The organism is Azospirillum griseum, from assembly GCF_003966125.1.
GTDB classification, from domain to species: Bacteria; Pseudomonadota; Alphaproteobacteria; order Azospirillales; family Azospirillaceae; genus Azospirillum; species Azospirillum griseum.
Window position 1 is genome coordinate 16649 of sequence record NZ_RXMA01000037.1, and the last position, 21055, is coordinate 37703.

The 21055-nt window shown below is 63.4% G+C and carries 15 protein-coding genes; 6 read left to right on the forward strand and 9 right to left on the reverse strand.

Annotated elements, in window-relative coordinates; translation table 11 throughout:
• Nucleotides 1-130: 130 nt before the first annotated feature.
• The 4 genes from EJ903_RS23565 to EJ903_RS23580 form a co-directional block, all read right to left on the reverse strand.
• A complete protein-coding gene (locus EJ903_RS23565; RefSeq protein ID WP_126620086.1) occupies nucleotides 131-1375 on the reverse strand; it encodes a glycosyltransferase family 4 protein in 1245 nt (414 codons plus the stop codon).
• An 89-nt stretch (nucleotides 1376-1464) separates the two neighbouring features.
• A complete protein-coding gene (locus EJ903_RS23570; RefSeq protein ID WP_246015894.1) occupies nucleotides 1465-2799 on the reverse strand; it encodes a tetratricopeptide repeat protein in 1335 nt (444 codons plus the stop codon).
• A 14-nt stretch (nucleotides 2800-2813) separates the two neighbouring features.
• The gene (locus tag EJ903_RS23575) at nucleotides 2814-4232 is read right to left on the reverse strand and encodes an HlyD family type I secretion periplasmic adaptor subunit (protein WP_126620090.1); all 1419 of its coding nucleotides are present in this window, start codon (nucleotides 4230-4232) and stop codon (nucleotides 2814-2816) included.
• A 12-nt stretch (nucleotides 4233-4244) separates the two neighbouring features.
• Nucleotides 4245-6401, reverse strand: coding sequence for a peptidase domain-containing ABC transporter (locus tag EJ903_RS23580; protein WP_126620092.1), 2157 nt, complete (start codon nucleotides 6399-6401; stop codon nucleotides 4245-4247).
• 356 nt (nucleotides 6402-6757) lie between these two features.
• On the opposite strand from EJ903_RS23580, the gene EJ903_RS23585 reads away from it, so the two are divergent.
• Nucleotides 6758-8716, forward strand: coding sequence for an O-linked N-acetylglucosamine transferase, SPINDLY family protein (locus EJ903_RS23585; RefSeq protein WP_126620094.1), 1959 nt, complete (start codon nucleotides 6758-6760; stop codon nucleotides 8714-8716).
• Nucleotides 8717-8785: 69 nt separating this feature from the next.
• On the opposite strand, the gene fcl is transcribed toward EJ903_RS23585, so the two are convergent.
• On the reverse strand, nucleotides 8786-9754 hold the full coding sequence (gene fcl, locus EJ903_RS23590) for a GDP-L-fucose synthase (protein WP_126620096.1): 969 nt from the start codon (nucleotides 9752-9754) through the stop codon (nucleotides 8786-8788).
• 286 nt (nucleotides 9755-10040) lie between these two features.
• Between fcl and EJ903_RS23595 the strand changes: the two genes are divergently transcribed.
• Nucleotides 10041-11165 (forward strand): glycosyltransferase family 4 protein, encoded by a 1125-nt coding sequence (locus tag EJ903_RS23595; protein WP_246015897.1) that lies wholly within the window; start codon nucleotides 10041-10043, stop codon nucleotides 11163-11165.
• 54 nt (nucleotides 11166-11219) lie between these two features.
• Here the strand turns inward: EJ903_RS23595 and EJ903_RS23600 are convergent, their stop codons facing one another.
• On the reverse strand, nucleotides 11220-13034 hold the full coding sequence (locus EJ903_RS23600; protein WP_126620100.1) for a tetratricopeptide repeat protein: 1815 nt from the start codon (nucleotides 13032-13034) through the stop codon (nucleotides 11220-11222).
• A 208-nt stretch (nucleotides 13035-13242) separates the two neighbouring features.
• On the opposite strand from EJ903_RS23600, the gene EJ903_RS23605 reads away from it, so the two are divergent.
• Nucleotides 13243-14388, forward strand: coding sequence for a glycosyltransferase family 4 protein (locus tag EJ903_RS23605; protein ID WP_126620102.1), 1146 nt, complete (start codon nucleotides 13243-13245; stop codon nucleotides 14386-14388).
• A 41-nt stretch (nucleotides 14389-14429) separates the two neighbouring features.
• Here the strand turns inward: EJ903_RS23605 and EJ903_RS23610 are convergent, their stop codons facing one another.
• From EJ903_RS23610 to EJ903_RS23620, 3 genes are read right to left on the reverse strand one after another with little or no spacing between them, the layout of a single operon-like run.
• A complete protein-coding gene (locus tag EJ903_RS23610; protein WP_126620104.1) occupies nucleotides 14430-15356 on the reverse strand; it encodes a class I SAM-dependent methyltransferase in 927 nt (308 codons plus the stop codon).
• Entirely contained in the window at nucleotides 15349-16107 is a 759-nt protein-coding gene (locus tag EJ903_RS23615; RefSeq protein WP_126620106.1) for a class I SAM-dependent methyltransferase, read from the reverse strand. The genes EJ903_RS23610 and EJ903_RS23615 overlap by 8 nt, the downstream gene beginning before the upstream one ends.
• Nucleotides 16108-16164: 57 nt before the next feature.
• On the reverse strand, nucleotides 16165-18090 hold the full coding sequence (locus tag EJ903_RS23620; RefSeq protein WP_126620108.1) for a tetratricopeptide repeat protein: 1926 nt from the start codon (nucleotides 18088-18090) through the stop codon (nucleotides 16165-16167).
• Between the two features lie 259 nt (nucleotides 18091-18349).
• On the opposite strand from EJ903_RS23620, the gene gmd reads away from it, so the two are divergent.
• From gmd to EJ903_RS23635, 3 genes are read left to right on the forward strand one after another with little or no spacing between them, the layout of a single operon-like run.
• On the forward strand, nucleotides 18350-19405 hold the full coding sequence (gene gmd / locus EJ903_RS23625) for a GDP-mannose 4,6-dehydratase (protein WP_210211540.1): 1056 nt from the start codon (nucleotides 18350-18352) through the stop codon (nucleotides 19403-19405).
• A gap of 28 nt (nucleotides 19406-19433) precedes the next feature.
• Nucleotides 19434-20429 (forward strand): GDP-mannose 4,6-dehydratase, encoded by a 996-nt coding sequence (locus EJ903_RS23630; protein WP_126620112.1) that lies wholly within the window; start codon nucleotides 19434-19436, stop codon nucleotides 20427-20429.
• Between the two features lie 40 nt (nucleotides 20430-20469).
• Entirely contained in the window at nucleotides 20470-20898 is a 429-nt protein-coding gene (locus tag EJ903_RS23635) for a hypothetical protein (RefSeq protein WP_126620114.1), read from the forward strand.
• The last annotated feature ends 157 nt before the right edge of the window (nucleotides 20899-21055 follow it).

Here is a 21055-nt window from a genome sequence, read left to right on the forward strand (position 1 = left end):
GGGTTAATTCAGGATATTCGCGGATGCAAGGGGACAGAATCGGAAGGTGACACCCGAAAGACCCGACGGCTCTGGCTGCCCAGTGGGGGCTGCGGTGTTCAATCAGGCGTTCGGCACGGATGGCATGCACTTAAAGACGCCCATTGTGCAGATCCTCAAGCAACCGGATTTGCGCGGGCAGGCAAACGGTTTCAAGATCAAAGCGCTCCATCACTGTCTCTCGCGCGGCGATGGACAGGGCTGTGCGTCGATCCGTGTCCTCCAAAACGCTTTCCACCCGGCTCACCAAGGCGTCGGGATCAAAAAAATCGGTCAGCAGCCCGTTCACGCCATCCTCTATGACTTCGGCAACCGGCGGCGTGGCGGACCCAATGATCGGTGCACCGCAAGCCATGGCCTCCAGCATCGACCAGGACAACACAAAGGGGTAGGTCAGATAGATGTGGGCGCGCGACACACGCAACACCGACAAATACTGATCATAGGGCAGTTTGCCCAATGTGTGCAGGCGGGCGGCCTCTGGCCGTGGCGTTCCGGTGGAATCCAGCATGGTGTCCCGCCACAGGGTGTCCCGCCAGGTTCCGCCACCTTGAGGCGGCGCGCCGTAACTGATCTCGTCGCCGCCAACCATCAGAATGTGCAGATTTGGGCGGCGACGCAGCAACTCCACCGCCGCCCGCATGGCGGTGGGAAACCCTCGATAGGGCTCCAGATTGCGGGCGACATAGGTGACAATCTCGTCCTGTCGCGTCAGAACGCGCCCATCGGGCAGGGTGACGCGGGCTTGCGGATCCGGGCTGCACAGGGCGGTATCCACCCCATCATGCACCACGGAGATGCGTGGCTGGAACGCAACGGGATGCTGGGCACGTTGCCAAACCGTTGGGCTGATCCCCCAATCCATGGCGTCCAGACCGGTCAGCAGAGCCGCGTTTTTGGCACGGACCCGGCAACGGGTTTCAAGGGTGACGGGGTGTTCCGGGTCAAAACCGACATCGGCCCCCTCCGCCCGGTAGAAGAATTCGCAGTAGAGCATCAGGCGGGCGTTTGGAAACACGTCCTTGAGGAACAGCGCCTCCCCCCATCCCGGATGCGCGCAAATGACGTCCGGCACAAAGCCGTCCTGCTTCAGCGCCATCCCGGCCCGCACAGCCCCTTGTCCGTGCAACACCTGCCCTTCGAACAGGCGAAGATAAGGATGGGTGGCCGGACCGGGTTCGCGGGTCGGACGGTAAAGCACCGTCCGCACCCCCATTGGCAAATCACGCCTCGCCTTTCCAATGAAAGCGACGCGATGGTCGGGGTTGGCCGCAAAGCAGCGGATCAGGTGTTTGTACTGCCCCGGTGTGTTTTGGTGGACAAACAGAATCCGCATCGGTTTGGCGCTGTGAAGGCAAAGACAGGATCGTGGTGGGACGGAGGGGAAGGAGCATCACAACGACGCCCTCCTTCACCAGCGCCGGATCAAGCCATCGCCACGCGCTTGGGATCCTTCTTCCACTCCTCCATCAGGACCTGGGCCTTATGGCGCTCCTCGCTGCTCAATCGATTGCCCAGTTCGTGCGCCTTGGCTTCCAACCCTTCGCGGTCCGGTCCGGGTTGGCTGGCGGCGGCGGCCATGATGTACCAGACATAGGCCTGCGTCGGGTTGTTGGCCTTGTCCGCCGCAGCGTACAGCATGGCCATGTTGATCATGGCGCCTGTGTGCCCTTGCGCGGCGGCTTTGCGCAGCCAGTCGATGCCCTCGACCAGTTCCGGGCGTCCACCCCACCCGTGCGCCAGCATCAGCCCCAGATTGACCTGGGCACCAACATTGCCCTGCATGGCCGCCTTGCGGTACCAGACCGCCGCTTCGGCGTGATCGACCTGCCCGGCCAGCCCGTTGGCGTGAATCAGGCCCAGATTGAATTGGGCGTTGACGTTGCCCTTGTCGGCCGACAAGCGGCACCATTTCAGCGTTTCCCGGTAATCCTGTGGCACGCCGTGCCCGCGCGCGTACAGAAGGCCCAGATTGACCTGGGCCACCGCGTGCCCTTGCTCCGCCGCCTGCCGGTAACAGTCGGCCGCGCGCGCCGGATCGGCGGGCACCCCGGTTCCATGTTCAAAAATGACCGCAAGCGCCAACTGGGCGTTGACAAAGCCCTGACCGGCGGCACGCTCGTACCAGGCGATCGCCTGCTCCATGTCGCGTTCCACGCCATGGCCGTTGGCATAGAGCGACGCAAGGGCGTGCTGTGCCGCAGCGTTCCCCTGCTCCGCCGCCTTGCGATACCAACCCGCCGCAACGCCATGATCCTGCGGGACGCCCTGACCGAAAGCGTGCAGCAGGCCCATATGATGCTGCGCTTCGGCGTGGCCGCGCTCCGCCGCCTGGCTGTACCAATGGACCGCCTGAGCGATGTCCTGCCCGACCCCCAAGCCGTTGGGGTAGAGCAAGGCCAGATTGGCGTCTGCGGCGACCGGATTCGCCTTGGCCACCGTTTTGTACCAACGCACCGGCAACGCGCTGTCCTGTTGCGCGCCTTCGCCGTTGGCGTAGCACAGAGCCAACGAGAACTGAGCGTCGGGGTTTCCCTGCTCCGCTGCCTTGCGGAACCAATAGGCCGCGTCTCCAAAATCACGAACCACACCCAAGCCACGGGCATAAAGCTGACCCATGCGGTACTGCGCTTCGTTGTTGCCGCGTTCGGCCAACGGCAACCAGTGGGCAACAGCGGTTGCGTAATCCTCCGCGTCGAACGCCGTCAGGCCCTTCTGGAAGTCGGGCTTCTTCACCGCAGCGTTTTTCGATTTCTTCATGTTGCCGAACACAATCAAGGCTCCCGCATGCTTTCGTCGACCCCGCGCAGAATGGGCCGCAGGAAATAGGTGATGATGCGGCGTTCGCCGACCTTGATGTCGGCTGTCACCGGCATGCCGGGAATCAGGCGGAAATTGGATGGCACATTGTCCAAGGACGTCGTCGTGAGTTTGACCTTGGCCCGGTAGTAAAGGGTCGATGTCGGATCGTTCTTGTTGGAGAAGGAGTCCTCGCTAATGGTGGCCACCTCCCCTTCCAACGATCCATGTTGAAGGTAGGGGTAGGCCTCCAACTTGACCCGCACCTTGTCACCGATCTGGACGAACGCAAGGTCGCGCGCGTCGATGTGCGCTTCAACCTCCATCGGCGCGCCGATCGGCACCAGGGTGAACAGCGCTTCGGCCTCCTTGGCAAGGGAGCCTGAAGCGGCGGTCGGGGCCACCTGAAGCACAATCCCGTCAACCGGGGAGTCGAGCTGGATCAGGGACTGGCGGCGACGCGCCTTGGTCAACTGCTCCCGCATCGCTTCGCGTTCGTTGCGCTGGGTGGTCAACTCCTCGATGATTTTTGTGCTCCATTGCTGGATGAACACATCCCGCTCAGAGAGGAGCGCTTGCAGATCGTGACGGTTGCCCTGCAGTTCGTTTTGGTTGAGGACCAGATTGCGCTCGATGTCGATGCGGTCGCTGGTTGCCTGCAAAAGATTGAGGCGGCTGCCGACCTGGGTCGCCAGCAAGGAGGAGCGCATGTCCTCGATCTCACGGACCACCTTCAACCGTTCGGTCAGATGCCGACGGTCCATTTCGTATTTGGAGACGTTTGACTCAAGCCGTGCGATCCGCTCCACATAATTCTGCAATTGCGCCTGGCGCTGGGCCTGGCGCTCGCGCCACAGCGCCTGTTGCAGAAGGCCGAAGCCATAACGGTCCTCGCTCGCCACAAAGGGAGCACCCTTCTGCTCCGCCTCCAGGCGCGCGATCAGGGCGTCGGCGTTGGCAAGACGGGACTCCAGCTGCAGAACATCGGCCTGGGTAAAGGTCGGATCCAGTGTGGCCAGCACATCGCCCTTCCGAACGACGTCCCCCTCACGAACCATCACCTTCTTGATGAACGCCATTTCCAGAGGCTGGACCAGCACGTTCGGTTCGGTGGACACCAGCTTGCCCTGCGCCGCGACAATCTTGTCGAGGTAGGAGAAACTGGCCCAGGCGATGGCCGCGACCACGAACAGCGCCAGGAGATGCAGCGTGATGCGCGCCAGAAAGGGATCGGGACCGTTCTGGATGGCCTCTGTGTCTTTCTGGAAGGCTCCAATCGCCGCCTGTCCACGCGCCTTGGCGCGCTTGTCAACCGGCGCGGGTTCTCTTGGTTGAACCGCGTCGTTGGCCGGAACACGCGCCGTCTGGATTGTCGCAAGCTTCTGTGCCGTCAAGGGGACGCGCTCCTAGATGTGCCGGTTCTGCTGATGCCAGAGATGCTGATAGATCTCACAGCGCTCCAACAGAACGTCATGGCGACCGCTGTCCACCACCTTGCCCCGGTCCATCACCAGGATGGTGTCGGAGGGCACGAGCGAGGACAGGCGGTGCGAGATGATGATGACGGTCCGCCCACGGGCGATGTTCATCAGGTTGGCCTGGACAATGGCCTCGCTCTCGGCATCAAGGGCCGAGGTCGCCTCGTCCATGATCAGGATTTTCGGGTTGGTCAGCAGCGCGCGGGCGATGGCCAGACGCTGGCGCTGCCCCCCCGACAGGTTGGAGGAGCCTTCCTCCAGCATGGTGTCGAGGCCCTTGGGCATCCGCTCCACAAACTCGTCGGCCCCGGCCAGTTGCAGCACCTTCAGGATTTCTTCGGTCGTGGCGCTGGGTTTGGCCGCAGACACATTTTCACGGATGGTGCCTGTGAACAGGAAATTGTCCTGCAAGACCACACCGATCGACGCGCGCAGATGGTCGAGATCATATTCGCGCAAATCACGCCCATCGATGCGGATCAACCCCTCCTGCGCCCGATGCAGCCCCTGCAACAGACGGGTCAGCGTGGTCTTGCCCGAGCCGCTGCGCCCCATGACGCCGAGAATGGTCCCTTGCGTCGCGGTGAAGGACACACCATCCAGAGCCGGGGGGGTGGTCGGAGCGTAGCGGAAGCGGACCTCCTGGAACTCCACCGTGCCCGCCAGAGGGGTGCGCAGACCGCGTCCGGTCCGCCCTTCCTCAGGCGGGTGGTTCATGATGGTCCCCAGCATCTGCACGGAAATCGACACCTCCTGCACCTGCTGGACGAGCTGGGCCAACTGCATCAACGGTTGGGTCACGCGCCCGGCCAGGATGTAAAAGGCAATCAAGGCCCCCATCATCAACTCACCATTCAGCGCCAGATAGGTGCCGAGGCCAAGCAGGCTGGCCATCATGAGCTGGTTCAGGGGCTGGGCCACCGCCTGCCCGATGATCATGATCCGACCGACATCGAAACGCTGTTCGGCGGCGCGCGCGACGCGATGGTCCCATTCCAGCTTCTGGCGTGAATCCAGCGCCAGGGACTTCACCGTGCGCATGCCGTGGATGTTTTCAATCAGGAAGGACTGTTGCCGAACCTCCGCCTGGTACAAATCCTTCAACCGCCCTTTGATCAGGGGAATCATGATGCCGATGTTGAGGGCCATCAGAACGGTGAAGGCCAGCACCAAAAGGGTCAATGGCAGGCTGTACATGAACATGATCGGCAGGAAAATCACCAGCGACACCATGTCCAGCAGGGTCATGAACAGCTGACCGGTGAGGAAATTGCGGATCCGTTCGGCCTGTTGAACGTTCTTGACAACCTCACCCGACGACACCCGCTCGAAATAATGCATCGGCAGGCTGACGAGCTTGTTGAAGACCTGAACGTTCATCTTCGCGTCGATCTTTTTCGTCGCGTACAGCATCAGATACTGACGCAAATACGAGAAGATCGTCTCGAACAGGATAACCCCGACCATCCCGACCATCAGCACGCCCAAGGTGCCCATGCTGCGGTGAACCAGGACGCGATCAATCACCAACTGGAAGAAAATCGGCACGGCCAGGGTGAACAGGCTCATCAGGATGGCGGCGATGCCGATGTCGCGGAAGATCCGGCGATGACGCAGGATTTCGACCAGAAACCATTTCAAGCCGAAAGGCTGTTCGGTGTCGGTCAAACCATAGTCGCGCTTCAGCAGCACGACTTCGCCAGCCCAGGCCTGATTCAATCGGATCCGGTCCACCGGCAGGATGGTTTCCTGCCCGACCAGCGGATCCTGCAGGATGGCAACGTCGGTTTCGCCCTGCTTGCCAAAGCCCAGAACCACCATCGAGTTGCCATTGCGCAGCCGCAAGATGGCAGGAAAGGCGTCCTGGAGCTTGCCCAGATCCTCCCACTCCAGGGTCGTCGCCTCGGCCTTGAGGCCAATCGATTTGGCCACACGCAGCAACCGGGCGGTGTCCAGTTCCTCATTCCCGATCACATTGCTGTGCCGCAGCCGCTCTGCGGACACATCAAGGCCACGCTGACGCGCGACAACGGCCAGGGAGTGCAGCCCGGTGTGAGCGCACGGAACTTCCGCAGCGAGAGTCATGGGAACCGCCGTAGAGAATAAGGAACAGATCGCGAAAGCAAGGTCTTCATACCGTTCGATCACCCGGTCCGCATCGACCAAGCGCTCCTTCTGGCCGGAGGCACAGCGGAGCGCGCGCGTCCGCCACTTGCGGACATGCCTACCCACGCAATCACGGTCAAATAGCAGAAGAGGCGGGACAGCGGCAAGTCATCTGTCCAAGCCACCTCAATTGGCTAATCTTTGTTCCCACGACCAGCCCCTCCCCTGCCCTCGCGTGGTTGGAACGAGATGCCGCTTGCGAACAGCCGCTGGTCATTGCTATCGACCGAGGCACGAACACACGCGCTCAAGGCGCGCAGAGAGCGGTCCGCCCGATGAAGAAGTCGCCACGCAAACCGGCCAAAGCCACCAAGCGCCCGGCCTCCCCCCCGCAACCGGCTTCCCCGCGCGCGGCGTTGAGCGCGGAGGCGGCCTTTGCCGAGGCGCTGACCCTGCACCGCAACGGTCGCGTCGCCGAGGCGGAGGCCGCCTACCGCGCATTGCTCGCCACCACCCCCGAGCACGCGAACGCCAACAACAACCTTGCGATCATCCTGCGCGCGCGGGGGGCCTGGGACGAGGCGCTCGCCTGTTACCGCAGGGCGCTGGATCGCAACGCGTCCGATCCGTTCGTGCACAGCAATTACGGCTGTCTGCTGCTGGACATCGGCCGATCCGCCGACGCGGAAGCGGCGCTGCGCACCGCCGTCCACTTGAAGCCCGACTACGCCGAAGGGCATTTCAACCTTGCCAACATCCTGCGCGCGCGCGGCGAGCGCGACGGTGCCCGCGCCGCCTATGAGGAGGCGTTGCGGCTGAAGCCGGGAATGCCGTCCGCGCTGTGCAATCTGGGCGACCTGCACAAAGGAGCCGGTGAGCTGAGCCGCGCGGTGGAGTGCTTCGTCGCCGCCCTCAAGAGCGACCCGTCATCCGCCGAAGCGTGGAACAATCTGGGCGAAACCCTGAAGGAGATGGGCCGGATCGAGGAGTCGATCTCCATCTTCCAAAAGGGGCTGGAGGCGCACCCCAACCACGCCCTGATGCATTCCAACCTGCTGCTGGCCCTGCACTACACCCCCGGGGCTCCGCCGGAGACCGTTTTCAAGGCCCACAAGGAATGGAGCCGCCGACACGCCGACCCGTTGCGGCCCGCTGGAAAGCGGCACGCCAACCCTCGCGATCCGGAGCGCCGCCTGCGCGTCGGGTATGTGTCGCCCGATCTCTGCGCCCATTCGGTCGCTTTCTTTGCCGAACCGCTGATCCGTGAGCATGACCGGTCCCGCTTCGAGGTGTTCTGCTATCACACAGCGGCCCGTACGGACGCCTTCACCGAACGACTGAAAGAAATGGCAAGCGGATGGCGTTCGCTGGTCGGGGTGGACGACGCCCGCGCGGCGGCGGCGATTGAAGCGGATGGAATCGACATTCTGGTCGATCTGGCCGGGCACACCGCCAACAACCGCCTGCCCCTCTTCGCGCGCAAACCGGCACCGGTTCAGGTGAGCTGGTTGGGTTATCCCGACACCACCGGGATGGAGGCCATCGATTACCGCCTGAGCGACGCCATCACCGAACCGGAAGGGATCGCCGACCGGTTGAGCGCGGAACGCATCGTCCGCCTGCCACGCGGCTTCCACAGCTACCGCCCCCCCGTCGATGTCGCTCCTCCGGCGGCACCGCCGGTTCTGGCCAGCGGGAGCATCACCTTCGGTTCCTTCAACAACACCTCGAAAGTGACCGGCGAGGTGGTGCGGGTTTGGTCGGAGATCCTGAAGCGGGTTCCGGGATCCCGCCTGATCGTGAAAAGCGGCCAGATGGGCGACGACGAGACTCGCCGCCGTTACCTGAACACCTTCATCCAATGCGGCGTTGCGGCGGAGCGTGTGGAGCTGCTGGCGCGCATTCCTGCCGCCGACAGCCATCTGCGCGCCTATGACCGGCTCGACATCGGTCTGGACCCCTTCCCCTACAACGGGACCACCACCACCTGCGAAGCGCTGTGGATGGGGGTGCCGGTGGTGACATGGGCCGGGCAGACCCACGTCGCGCGCGTGGGGGCCAGCCTGCTGACCCATTGCGGTTTGGAGGAACTGGTCGCCCAGGACGAGGCCGGTTACATCGACAGGGCCGTCGCGTTGGCCGGGAACCCGGACCGTCTGACCACGCTGCGGCAAACCATGCGCGACCGGCTGTCCACAGCCCCCCTGACCGACTATGCGGGGTTCGCGCGCTCGGTGGAAACCGCCTACCGAACCATGTGGCGGACCTGGATCAACACCCCACGCCAGGGATGACGCGGGTTTGGGACCGCGCCCCCTGCCAAACGGGCGGCAGGGGGGCTTGGCGTCAAAGGAACCGTGGGATCAAAGCCCCCGGAGTCCTCCACGGTCGACATTCTCAAGGAACCAACGGTAGGTGATGGCAAAGCCGTCCCGCAGATCGGTCGGGGCGTTCCATCCCATGGCGGCCATCCGGCTGACATCCATCAGTTTGCGCGGGCTGCCATCCGGCTTGGAGGTGTCAAAGCGGAATTCGCCCTGATACCCGACCACATCGCGGATCAGTTCGGCCAGGGCACGGATCGACACCTCGGTGCCTGTGCCCAGATTGACGTGCGGTTCATCGGAGTAATGGCGGGCCAGGAACACCAGGCCATCGGCCAGATCGTCCGCGAACAGGAACTCGCGCTTGGGAGAGCCGGTTCCCCACATCTCGACAAAGGGCAGCCCCTCCACCTTCGCACGGTGGATCTTGGCCAACAGGGCGGCGGCGACATGCCCGCCCTGCAAATCAAAATTGTCGTGCAGACCATACAGGTTGGTCGGCATCGCCGAAATGAAGTCGCAGCCATACTGCCGCCGATAGGCCTGGCACAGTTTGATGCCGGCGATCTTGGCGATGGCGTACCACTCGTTGGTCGGCTCCAGCGGGCCGGTCAACAGCGCGTCCTCGCGCATCGGCTGTTCGGCCAAACGCGGGTAGATGCAGGACGACCCCATGAACACCAACTTCTTGACCCCGGCGCGGTGGGCACCGTGGATGATGTTGGTTTCGATCATCAGATTGTCATACAGAAACTCCGCCGGACGGGTGGAGTTGGCCAGAATGCCGCCCACGGTCGCCGCCGCCACGAAGACCAGATCCGGGCGGGCCTCGGCCATCCAATCCTCGACGTCGGCCTGTCGACGCAGATCGACCCGATCACGGCCGACGGTGATGACCTCGCACGCTTCCCGTTCCAGCCGACGGACAATGGCGGCACCAGCCATACCGCGATGCCCGGCCACCCAGACCTTTTTGCCCTCCAGGGCGAAGCTCTCTTCCGTCCGCACGTGCACACCATGCCGCAATGGGAAAATCCGCGATGTCCTAACACCGGGACGGGGGGAAATCCAGCCCGCTCGACGCATTTTCCCGACACCGGGCACAGACCTCAAACGGAATCCGTTGCTGTCCGTGACGTGAGCCGCCCTGGATTTCTTGACAAGCGCCGCCCCAACGCGAGATCGTCCGCCGCCCGCCGTTCCAACGGATCGGACGGCCAGAACAGGGTTCCCCCGCATGATTCCGAACTTGGCTTTCACCTGGCAGCTCACGGAGGTCCATGGATGGGGCCTGGTGGGCGTCCACACCGCGCTGTATCTGGCGGATCAAGGCCGCCCGCCCCTGCTTCTGGAACGGCCTCTGATGGGGACGCTGCGACCGGAAAACCGCGCCCGCCTCCAGGCGCTGGAAGGCCCCTACCAGCAGATCACGGCCATGGCCGACCAGGCCAAGGGACACACGCTTCTGCTGAAGGAGTTCGATGTCCTGCACGCGTTGGGCAACGGCTTTACGGCCGGGGGACCGTCGGCGCGGTTCCGGGGGCGGCGCAACGTCGGCGTCATCGCCTACGAAGACACGCACTTCACCCCCGAGGTGATGGCCCGTGCCCGCCAGTATGACCGCATCGTCGTCCATTCCACGTTCAACCAGAAGGTCCTGGAAATCTGGGGGTTCGACAATGTCACCCTCGCCTTCCAGGGGATCGACCCGACCGAAATGGTGGAGGAAGCGCCCAGCGGTCGTTTCGGCGACCGTTTCGTGATCTTCTCTGGTGGCAAGCTGGAGTTCCGCAAGGGGCAGGACATCGTTCTGGCCGCCTTTTTGCGGTTCCGCCAACGCCACCCTGACGCGCTGCTGGTCACAGCCTGGCAAAACGCCTGGCCCGAGGTGGGCATGACCATGGCCGAATCCCCGCTGGCCCCACGCCCCCCCCACGTCCAGCCCAACAACATGATCGATGTCAAGCGCTGGGCCTTGGAGAACGGGGCCGACGAGGTTGGGTTCCGCGATTTGGGATTCCTTGGCCGACACCAGATCGCCGGGGTCCTGGCCGATTGCCACGCGGCGGTTTTCCCCAACCGGTGCGAAGGGGCAACCAATCTGGTGGCGATGGAGGCGATGGCCTGCGGCGTCCCGGTGATCCTGTCCAACAACACAGGGCATCGGGATTTGCTGAAAAGCCCCACCCAAGGCGATGATCTGTGCCTGACGCTGGATCGGCAAATGCCCGTGACCGACCGCGACGGCAGCCGCTTCGGTTGGGGGGAATCCTCGGTCGATGAATTGGTGGAAGCGCTGGAGCGGCTTTACACCGACCGCGCCGCCGCCAAGGCCCGGGCCAACCGTGCGAAGGCCTTCATCCGCACCGAACGCACCTGGCGCGCTTTCGCGGAAAGCTTCGTCAACGCCACCCAGTAACGCCGCAACCGCACCCCTGTTCCCACGAACCCACACGAAACGGGGATGGGGGCGTCAGCGCCCCACCCCATCCAACAGGTTCAGCAAACGGCGGGCGGCGGCGTCCCAGGTGAAATTCTCCACCAGATGGCGGGCGGCGTCACGGCGCTCGCCATCCGGATCGCGGATGATGCGGGACAGGGTGTCGACCGCCGCCTCCTCGTCGGGGTGCCACCAGTCAAGCCCATGGAAAGGCGGGTAATAATCGTCGCTGTACGGCATGCGCGCCGGACCAACGGTGGTGGGAATCAGGTGGGCCACACGGTCGTTCAAATAGGCGGTGTAGGCGCTGTGCCGGGGCGCGATCAGCCCGGCTCCCAGACATCCGGCCCGCGTGATCGGCAAATCCCACCCCTCGCCATGCGACAGGCTGAAATAATGGGTCGCCATGGCGTAAAGGGAGGAGATGCTGGTGTCGTCATAGCGATGGAGCAGAAACGCGATCGGGGCCGCATCCTGCAACCGACGGCCCGTAACCGCTTCGGAGCGCGCGACCAGCGGCGCGATGTCACGTTGCAGTGATGTTCCGCCTTTTCCGATCTTCAAAACCAGAATGGCGTCGTCGTCGGCGCGCGTGGCACGCAGCCAAACCCGCAGCAGCCCATCGATGTTTTTCCGGGCAATGAAATCAGAGATGTTGAGCACCCGCAGCCGGTAATCCGACAGGGCACGACCACGCGGCCCGGAAATGACCGCCGGACGGGCCGACACATCGTTTGGATTGGGGGCGATTCCTGGCGGGCAGACCTGCACGCGATCCTCCGGATGTCCGGCGGCGATCCAGGCAAGGCGCGAGGATTCGGTTGGAACCAGCACCAGATCATGGCCACGGTTGCAAGCGGCCCAGGAGGCGGGAATGCGCGGCCCCTCGAACATGGTGTAGTTGACCGTCGGCACACCGGGAATCGCCTCCACCAGAGGCGGCGTCAGCATGCTGACCGCCAAGCGGGCACGGATCGGTTCGCCCAGCCGTCGCGCAGCCGCCCGCAGAACAGGGTCGTCGAAGGAGGGACGCCACTCCTCCTCACCATACAGCCCCGCCAGGCGCAAAGTCTGGCCGCGCCCCATCAAGGCCCGAACGAAATGCTGGGCAAAATCCCCATACCCCGACAGCACGGAGAATGGAGCGCGCACGAGCAGCCCATCAGGAAGGCCGGTGCGTTGGGCATCCTGCGCGATCGCGCCATAGAGCCGTGCGCGCGCCAGAATCCGCTCTCCTTCGACCGTCAAGGTGCCCACTCCCTCCGTCATGACCGCCTCGGCCCGCTCCGGCTGGCCAAGGGACAACAGGGCGTTCGCCAAGTCGTTGCGGATCGATGCGCGGGCCGCGTGGTCTGCGGGCAGGCTGTCGTCGAGCACCCGCGCCGCCTCCGCCGCCATGCCCGCGCTCCGCAGCGTCACCGACAATTGCCCAATCAAGGTGAGGTTGCCGGGTGTCAGCGACACGGCGTGACGGATGTGACGCAAAGCCCCGTCGACATCCCCGCCATCGTGCAGCGTGCCCGCCAACAGGCGATGGGCATCGCCATGCTCCGGCATCAGGGTGATGGCGACGCGAAGCTGCTGGGCCGCAATGTGGGGCGTTCGCCCTTGCAGCGTCACCGCCAGATTGATGCGGGCCTGGACCATGGCCGGGGCCAGCGTCACCAGCCGCCGCAGCAGGGCCTCCGCCTCGTCCACACGACCAAGCTCGAAGCGGATGGCTCCCGCCAGATTGAGCGCGCTCTCATCATGGGGGTGATCGTGCAGCCACGGGTCGAGCATGGCGAGCGCGTCGTCACGACGCCCAGCCTGATGCAGTTCCCTGGCGCGCGTGATCTCAGGTCCCATGATACACTCCTTGGCCGGACAGGCGGGGGCAACAACGGCAAGGGAAAGGTGCAATCGCCGTCGAACCTTGCGGCGCGGCATAGCACGCGGCATTTTTGCGGGTCAATCGGTGCGGCTGGTGCAAAACCCCAGCAAAGCCCGATGATCGTCGCTGCGCTCACCCCGTCACCCTCAACACAGCCGTTCCCTTACGGAAAGACCGTCGTCTATGAAGCTTCTGATCGTTGATTCCCATCAGTCCAAAGCCAGCGATGCCTACAGCGAGACCGAAGGCATGGGCGGGATCATCTCATCCTTGCTCTATCTTTCCGACAGCCTGGCTGCCGAAGGCCACGAGGTGAATCTGGGGATCCTCAGCGAGCCGACGCGGCGCAAGAGCGGTGTGACCGTGCTGGACTGCACATGCATCCCCACCTCCTTCCTGTCCGACATCGACGCCGTCATCGTCAGCAACAACGCGCTCAATCTGCCCATGGTGAAGCAGATCGTCGCACCGCATGTGCCGGTTTTTCTCTGGGTGCACATCCAGCACAATGTGATGTTTCATGATCTGGGCTGTCTGGCCCATTACCTGGATACAGACTACGCGCTCTTGGCGGATGGCATCGTCTTTGTCAGCGAATGGCAAAAGCAGATCTTCCTGCGCGAATTCCCGAACACGATTCCGGCGGAACGCTGCTGCGTGATTCGAAACGCCTGCAACCCCTTTGTCCTGCGTGGTCCCGCCAGCCTGACGGATGCGACCGACACCCTGTTCACGCGCAAGCGCGCGGCGCTGGAGGTGGCGTATGTGTCAGCCCCCACACGCGGGTTGGACACGTTGCTGGAGATCTGGCCAACGGTTCGGGCCGCATGCCCGAACGTCCGTCTGGCCGTCTATTCGGGGCAGTCGATCTATGGTGTTCGCAAAGAGGCCGACCAGTATGGTTGGTTGAGCGATGGCATGCCCGACGGCGCGGAATACCGTGGCCCCCTGTCCCATGCCAATCTGGCGGAACGGCTGTTCGACACCGCCATTGTCGCCTACCCGACCGCGTTCGAGGAAACCTCCGGCATCGCCCCCATCGAAGCCCTTGCCGCCGGGTGCAGTCTGATCTGCTCCGACCGGGGGGCCTTGCCGGAAAGCACCGCCGGTTTCGCCACCATGCTTCGGTATGACGACGCCAACCTCCCCGCCTTCAAGGACGCCTTCACCGCCGCGCTGATCGCCAAAATCCGGCAATGGGAAAGCGGCGATCCGGCGCTGAAAAACAGAATGCACCAGCAGCGCGCCGCGTTTACCGCCAACTACCAATGGAAAAACCGGGCGCTGGAATGGATGTCCCTGATCGCCATGCAACAGAATCTGTCCTGACGCCCGCTCTGGGGCATTCGGGCCGACCCGCCGGATGCCCCTCAGTCTGAACGGTGCTTGCGCGCCGCGAAAATGATCGGCGTCTCCCAATGCAACCGACGGGCAAGCCACACCGCAGGCCGCAACAGCCCGGAACGGTGGACCAGCGTGACGATGCGCTTGGCGACCGACAACGCGGCCCACTCGCCAAAATCAAGCGTGCGCAACCGCCGTTCAAACACCTCCCACCCCCATCCCAGCACCTCCACCCCACGGTGACGGGACAGCCAGCGGTCGAACCAGCGACGGTCGATCAGATTGAGCGTATCGACATAGGCCGGATCGCGCCCGAACAGCCGGACATAGCGCTTGGCCAGCCAGGCCGGCATCCCCGGCAGCCACAGGATGCCGTAATGGCCCTCCCACCAGGAGCCGTAATTCGGGACCACGATCAGCAACAGCCCCCCGGGCTTCAACACCCGCAACGCCTCGTCCAGCACCGCGCCCGGATTGCCGACATGCTCCAGCACGTTGGAGGAATAAACGATGTCAAAGCTGGCGTCGGCAAAGGGGATCGCCTCGCCCGTGGCGTCGCGCACCGCATTGACCGGCAGGTCATAATGGTCGATCAACCGGCGGCAAACGTCCAGGGTTGAGCTGTATTCCCCCATGCTGGGTTCAATGCCGTGGATGTCCAGCCCATGGGCGACGCGCCCGCGCACCACGGTCATGCCGCACCCCGACCCCACCTCAAGGATGCGGGCGGTCCCGGCATCCAGACCGGCGGCGGCGGCGGCCCGCCGGATCTCATCGATCTGTTCGTCCGCGCGCGCCTCGGACAACATGTCGCGCACCACATCCGCGACCGGCACGCGGGTGACACCACCGATGAAGCCGCTGTCGATGTAGCCACGGGACAACAGACGCCCCAACTCCGCCCAATCGGGCGGCACCGGAGGACCGTTGCGTCCCGTCGCCGCGTCAGCCATTCTTGGTGGCCCGGATCACGAAGATCGTGGCGCTCTTCATACGCCCCAAGCGATCCTGAATGCATTCCGCCTTGAAGCCGTTGCGTTCGAACAGCGCGATGATCTCTTCAATCGAATAGAAGGTCTTGAAGGGCGGATAATACCAATCCTCGACCTGGGCCTGAATCGAGACGTTGTCGGCACGACGGTTGATTTCCTGCCCCTTCAACAGGCAGGCCAGCTTGGTCAGACCGGTGAAGAAACCACCGACCAGCTTGCGCCGGGCGGGCGTGTCCATATAGGCGCGGCAAAAGTGACGCACCGCCTCATGCACCGGCGACAGCCAGGTCTTCAGATACAGGCCGAGATAGACGGTTCCGCCCGGCTTGGTGATGTCCATCAGGTTGCGCATGACCTTCATCGGGTCGGGGGCCATCATCGCCACCCCCCAGCACCACACCAAATCCACCGGCCCCAGGGACAGGTCCAGTTCCTGAAGATCCTGGTGATGGTATTCGATGTTGGAACGCTCAAAGCGGCGCCCCTGCTCGCGAGCGGTGGCAAGGCTGTCGGACGACACATCGACCGCCACCACCTTGTCCGCCATTTCCGACAGGATGACCGAACAGATGCCGTGACCACAGCCGGCATCCAATGCGGTGCCAATCTTGCGCTCGCTCAGCGTCTCCAGCATGTATTTCTTGGTCTCGTCGTAAATCGGCACGAAACGAGGCCAAAAATCGTCGTAAAATTCCTTGGTGGCGAGGTCCATGGGGCTGTCCTTCCGCCCACTCAGGGCGTCGCTTTCGCTCGGTTGGATGATGCGGTGTTAGGGAATGGCCGGATCGGGCGATCTTGTCCAGGGGGAATAGGGTTGGATCCGCTTTGCCGCCGCATCGGGTTCGACAAACAAACGGGCGTTGGGGTTCAACAGGGCGGCAAGCTGGCTGAAACCGCTTTGCGCGCTGACCCCCAACACATCGGCGTGCATCAGGACGTGGAAATCCTGGAGAAACTCCAAGCCCTGCCACGGTTCCGCAACGTCCGCCAACGACAACGGCGCGAACTCCGCGAAATCCGTGATGATCGCCGGATCGTCGGTGGCGATGTACAGAACTGGACGGTCCAGCGTTGGCCACAGCGCCTTCAGCCAATCGACGTACCACACGGTCTCGGTGATGGTGTAGCGGAACCAAACAAAGTCACCACGACGGATGTGCAACGCGATCACCGTGTTGCCCCGGTCGCGCAGCGCCTGCATCGCCGGTTCGACATGTGGCAACCATTCCGGACGCGGTCGCAACCAGGATTGCACGCGCTCCCGCCATTCCTCGCGATGCTCAAACAGGAACAACGGTGACAGGATGTCCACATCCGGGCGCGGATCGTTCCGCTTGCCCGTCACCAGATCGTTCAAAATGCGCCGTGCAAAATGAAATGGCTTCAGCCCGCCGCTGGGTTTGGGGTCGTCGAGATCGAAATAATAACCACCGACCCAATCCGGCGTTTCCAGCCGATAGCCGAACGTCTCGGTGTAGAGCCGCAACAGCACATACTCAAGGGCGTTGTGCGCGAAACGGCCATGGGTGGCGAGGGTCGACGAACAAACGCGTGGCTGTGACGGATCCGGGTTGGACGGTCGGTCCAGCCGCTTTCCCTGCCGCGCCAAGACCTGCCGCAACCCAGCGATCGATTTCACCGTGAAAAAGCGGCTGCCATGCCCATGGACGTTCGCCAGAACCTCCACCGCGCGATCCACCGCGCCTTCGGCCAGCCAGCTTTCCGCGACGGCGGTCAGGCACTCGATGCGGTAGATGTTGGGATCGCCTTGGGCCGGTGCCCGGTAGTCGGCGAAAAACCGCCGCGATTCCGCGAAACGGCCCTGCCGCACCAGCAAGGCGGACAGCATGTCGATGGCACCCGGCACGTCGCTGTCTGCGGTTGTCAGGGCCAGACGCAACGCCCGCTCCGCCTCGCCATCGCGACCCAACCCGATCAACACATCGGCCAGCCGCGTCAAAGCCAAGTGGACGCCACCCTTTGCCGCGCGGGCGTAGCTGTCCACCGCCGCCTCGGGCAGGCCGGCGGCGTGCTGCGCGTTGCCCTGGTTGTACAGAGCCGTCCCCCGATCCGGCTCCAACAAAAGGGACCGGCGGAAGCACACCAGCGATTCATCCAAGCGGCCCAGTTCGAGCAGCAGATTGCCCAGATTCATCTGGGGGGCGGCGAATTCCGGACGCAAGGCAATCGCCCGGCACTGGCACAGCATGGCCTGATCGACGGCACCATCCTGTCGCAAAGCGATACCCAGATCGTGATGGGTGTCCGCACGTTCGGGATTGAGGCGCAGGACCCGGCGGAACGCCACCGCCGCCGTCGCCCAGTCGCGCGGACCGCCCCGGCTGGCGAGCAAGGCACCCACCCCATGATGAGCCGCCTCCATCGCCGGATCGATCACCAGCGCCCGGCGCTGGGCCGCCGCCGCCGCATCGACCTGCCCCTGATCGGTCAGGATGGCGGCCAGATTGCAACAGGCGTCGGCCATGTCCGGCGCGTGTTGCAACGCCTCGCGGATCAAGGCCGCCGCCTTCTCGCGGTCCCCTCGTCGGCGCTCCACCAACCCCATCAGATGCAGGGCGTGCGCGTTGCGCGGGTCAACCTCCAGAATGCGGGCGCTCAGCGCGCTCGCGTCGTCCAAGCGCCCCGAGCGGTAGAACCCGACGACGATCTGCAGAGCTTCGGCGACGGTGGTCATGAGGATCCGTGCGATGCGGCCCGGTGCGCCGGTGCATCGGCAACCGTCCAGCCGGAGGTTCTAAAGAAGCCACAGCCACCAACGGCGGCCGGGCCATTCGGCGGGCACCCTATCTTTCCAACCCGCAAGCGGCAACTGTGTTTCGCGCCGGGCAGCGGCTGCAGGGCGCGGGTCCTGCCAAGCTCAAGAACCTTGCCTTGCCAAGACCATTTGAGGATAGTGCCCGATCATCAACGCTGTACAGACAAGGGTCGGTCCTTTGCGCAAAGTTGCCCTCATCACCGGTGCCACCGGGCAGGATGGTGCCTATCTCGCCGAGCTTCTTCTGGGCAAAGGCTATGTCGTTCATGGCATCAAGCGCCGATCCTCGTCCTTCAATACGGGTCGGGTCGAGCATCTGTACCGTGATCCGCACGAGGAAGACGTCCGCTTCTTCATGCATTACGGCGATCTGACCGACAGCACCAATCTGATTCGCCTGGTGCAGCAGGTTCAACCGACCGAGATTTACAATCTCGCCGCCCAAAGCCACGTGCACGTCAGCTTCGAGACGCCCGAATACACGGCCAACGCCGACGGCATCGGCACGCTCCGGCTGCTGGAGGCGATCCGCATTCTGGGGATGGAAAAGACCGCCCGTTTCTATCAGGCCTCGACCTCCGAATTGTATGGCAAGGTGCAGGAAACCCCGCAGCGGGAAACTACCCCCTTCTATCCCCGCAGCCCCTACGCGGCGGCCAAGCTGTACGCCTATTGGATCACGGTGAATTACCGCGAAGCCTACGCCATGCACGCCAGCAACGGCATCCTGTTCAACCACGAAGGGCCGACGCGCGGGGAAACCTTCGTCACCCGCAAAATCACCCGCGCGGTTGCCGCCATCGAACAAGGCAAGCAGGATTGCCTGTATCTGGGCAATCTGGACGCCAAGCGCGACTGGGGCCATGCCCGCGACTATGTCGAAGGGATGTGGCGCATCCTGCAACAGGACGAAGCGGACGATTACGTGCTGGCGACCGGTGAAACCCATTCGGTGCGCGAGTTTGTCGAGCTGGCGTTCGGTCATGTCGGCCGCACCATTGACTGGCGTGGGAATGGGGTTGACGAGGAAGGCGTGTGCGCCAAGACCGGCAAGACCATCGTCCGCATCGATCCGCGCTATTTCCGACCGACCGAAGTGGATTTGCTGCTGGGCGATCCCAGCAAAGCGCGCGCAAAGCTGGGTTGGACCCACACCACCGCGTTTCCCGATCTGGTCCGCGAGATGGTCGATGCCGACATGCGGTTGACCGCCAACGGCGACAGCCATCGCTGATCCGTTCGCCTGTGTCGGCGAGGTGCCAATGACCGTTGCCCAGCCCATCAACGGCCTTGCCGGAACCGCTCTGATTTTCGGGGTGTCCGGACAGGATGGGGCCTATCTGGCCCATCTGCTGCTGAGCAAGGGCTATCAGGTCCACGGCACCTCACGCGACCGGGAGATGTCCAGCTTTGCCAATCTGCGGCAACTGGGCATTTTGGGCCGCGTGATCCTGCATTCGGCGGTGCTGACCGATTTCCGCAGCGTTGTGGAAGTCATCAACCGTGTCCAGCCAACCGAAATCTACAACCTCGCCAGCCAGGCATCGGTGGGCCTGTCGTTTGATCAACCGGTTGAAACTCTGAACAGCACCATCACCAGCACCATCAACATTCTGGAAGCCATCCGCTTTCTAAAACTGGACAGCCGTTTTTACAACGCGTCGTCCAGCGAGTGCTTTGGCAACACTTCGCTTCCCGCCGACGAATCCACGCCATTCCACCCACGCAGCCCCTATGGGGTGGGAAAGGCGGCCGCCTTCTGGGCGGTGGCCAATTACCGCGAAGCCTATGGTTTGTTCGCCTGTTCCGGGATCCTGTTCAACCACGAATCCCCGTTGCGGCCGGTTCGCTACGTCACCCAGAAAATCATTCGCGGCGCCGCCGACATCGCCGAAGGCAAGGCCGACCATCTCGAATTGGGTGCCCTGTCGATCGCCCGCGACTGGGGATGGGCACCGGAATATGTCGAGGCCATGGCCCGCATGCTGCGGCATGACAGGCCGGAGGATTTCGTGATCGCCACCGGTGAAACCCACCGGTTGGAAGATTTTGTCGCTCAAGCGTTCCAGGGTTTTGGTTTGGATTGGCAACGGCATGTCCGCAGCGATCCAGCCCTCTTGCGGCCAACCGACATCGCGCACAGCGTTGGCAACCCCGGAAAAGCGGAGCGGCTGTTGGGATGGCGTGCCGAACGCCGCATGGCGGATGTCGTCGCGGCGTTGGTCGAAGCCGAAAAGGCCCGACGGATGAACGGCTGATCGGGTTTTTCCCAAGACTCACAGATCAAAGGACGGTGCCATGTCGGCAAAAAGCAAACTCGTCATCAACGTCGAGGTGGATGACCGCACCGTCTTGTTCCCCGATGGAAAGTTTCTATCCCACATCGCCCTGCACGACGAGAGCAACAGCAACGAAGAGCTGTTGCGTTTGGAGGGGGTGTTTCTGTTCAACGAAAGTCGCCTGGAGCCAGAGATCGTTTCCCTTCCCGTGGAGGATGCCCGCGAGTTTGGCCGCTCGATCCTGGACGCCGTGTTTCAAGGACGCACCCAGCATGTCCTGTCGGAGCGTTCAAAAATTGCCGTGGTCTTCAACCCCAACGGCTTCGTGCTGCGCTTTGGCGAAGGCAACGCGCTGCGTGAGCTGTTCATCGGTTCCCCCGCCATCGTCCGCCTCGCGCAAGGGGTTCTGCGCATGGCCGATCGGATGTCAGCTCTCCACCCGCATTGATCCTTGAGCGCCTCCCCAAACAACGGAGGCAAGATCGGTTCTCTTGAACAAGCGGCGATCAGATGCAGTGGGAGTATCCGGAATTTCGTGCTCGGCGGGGCGGGTTTTAATCTCAGGCGCTCATCGCCTTTGAGAAACGCTCGCCGAACATGACGGC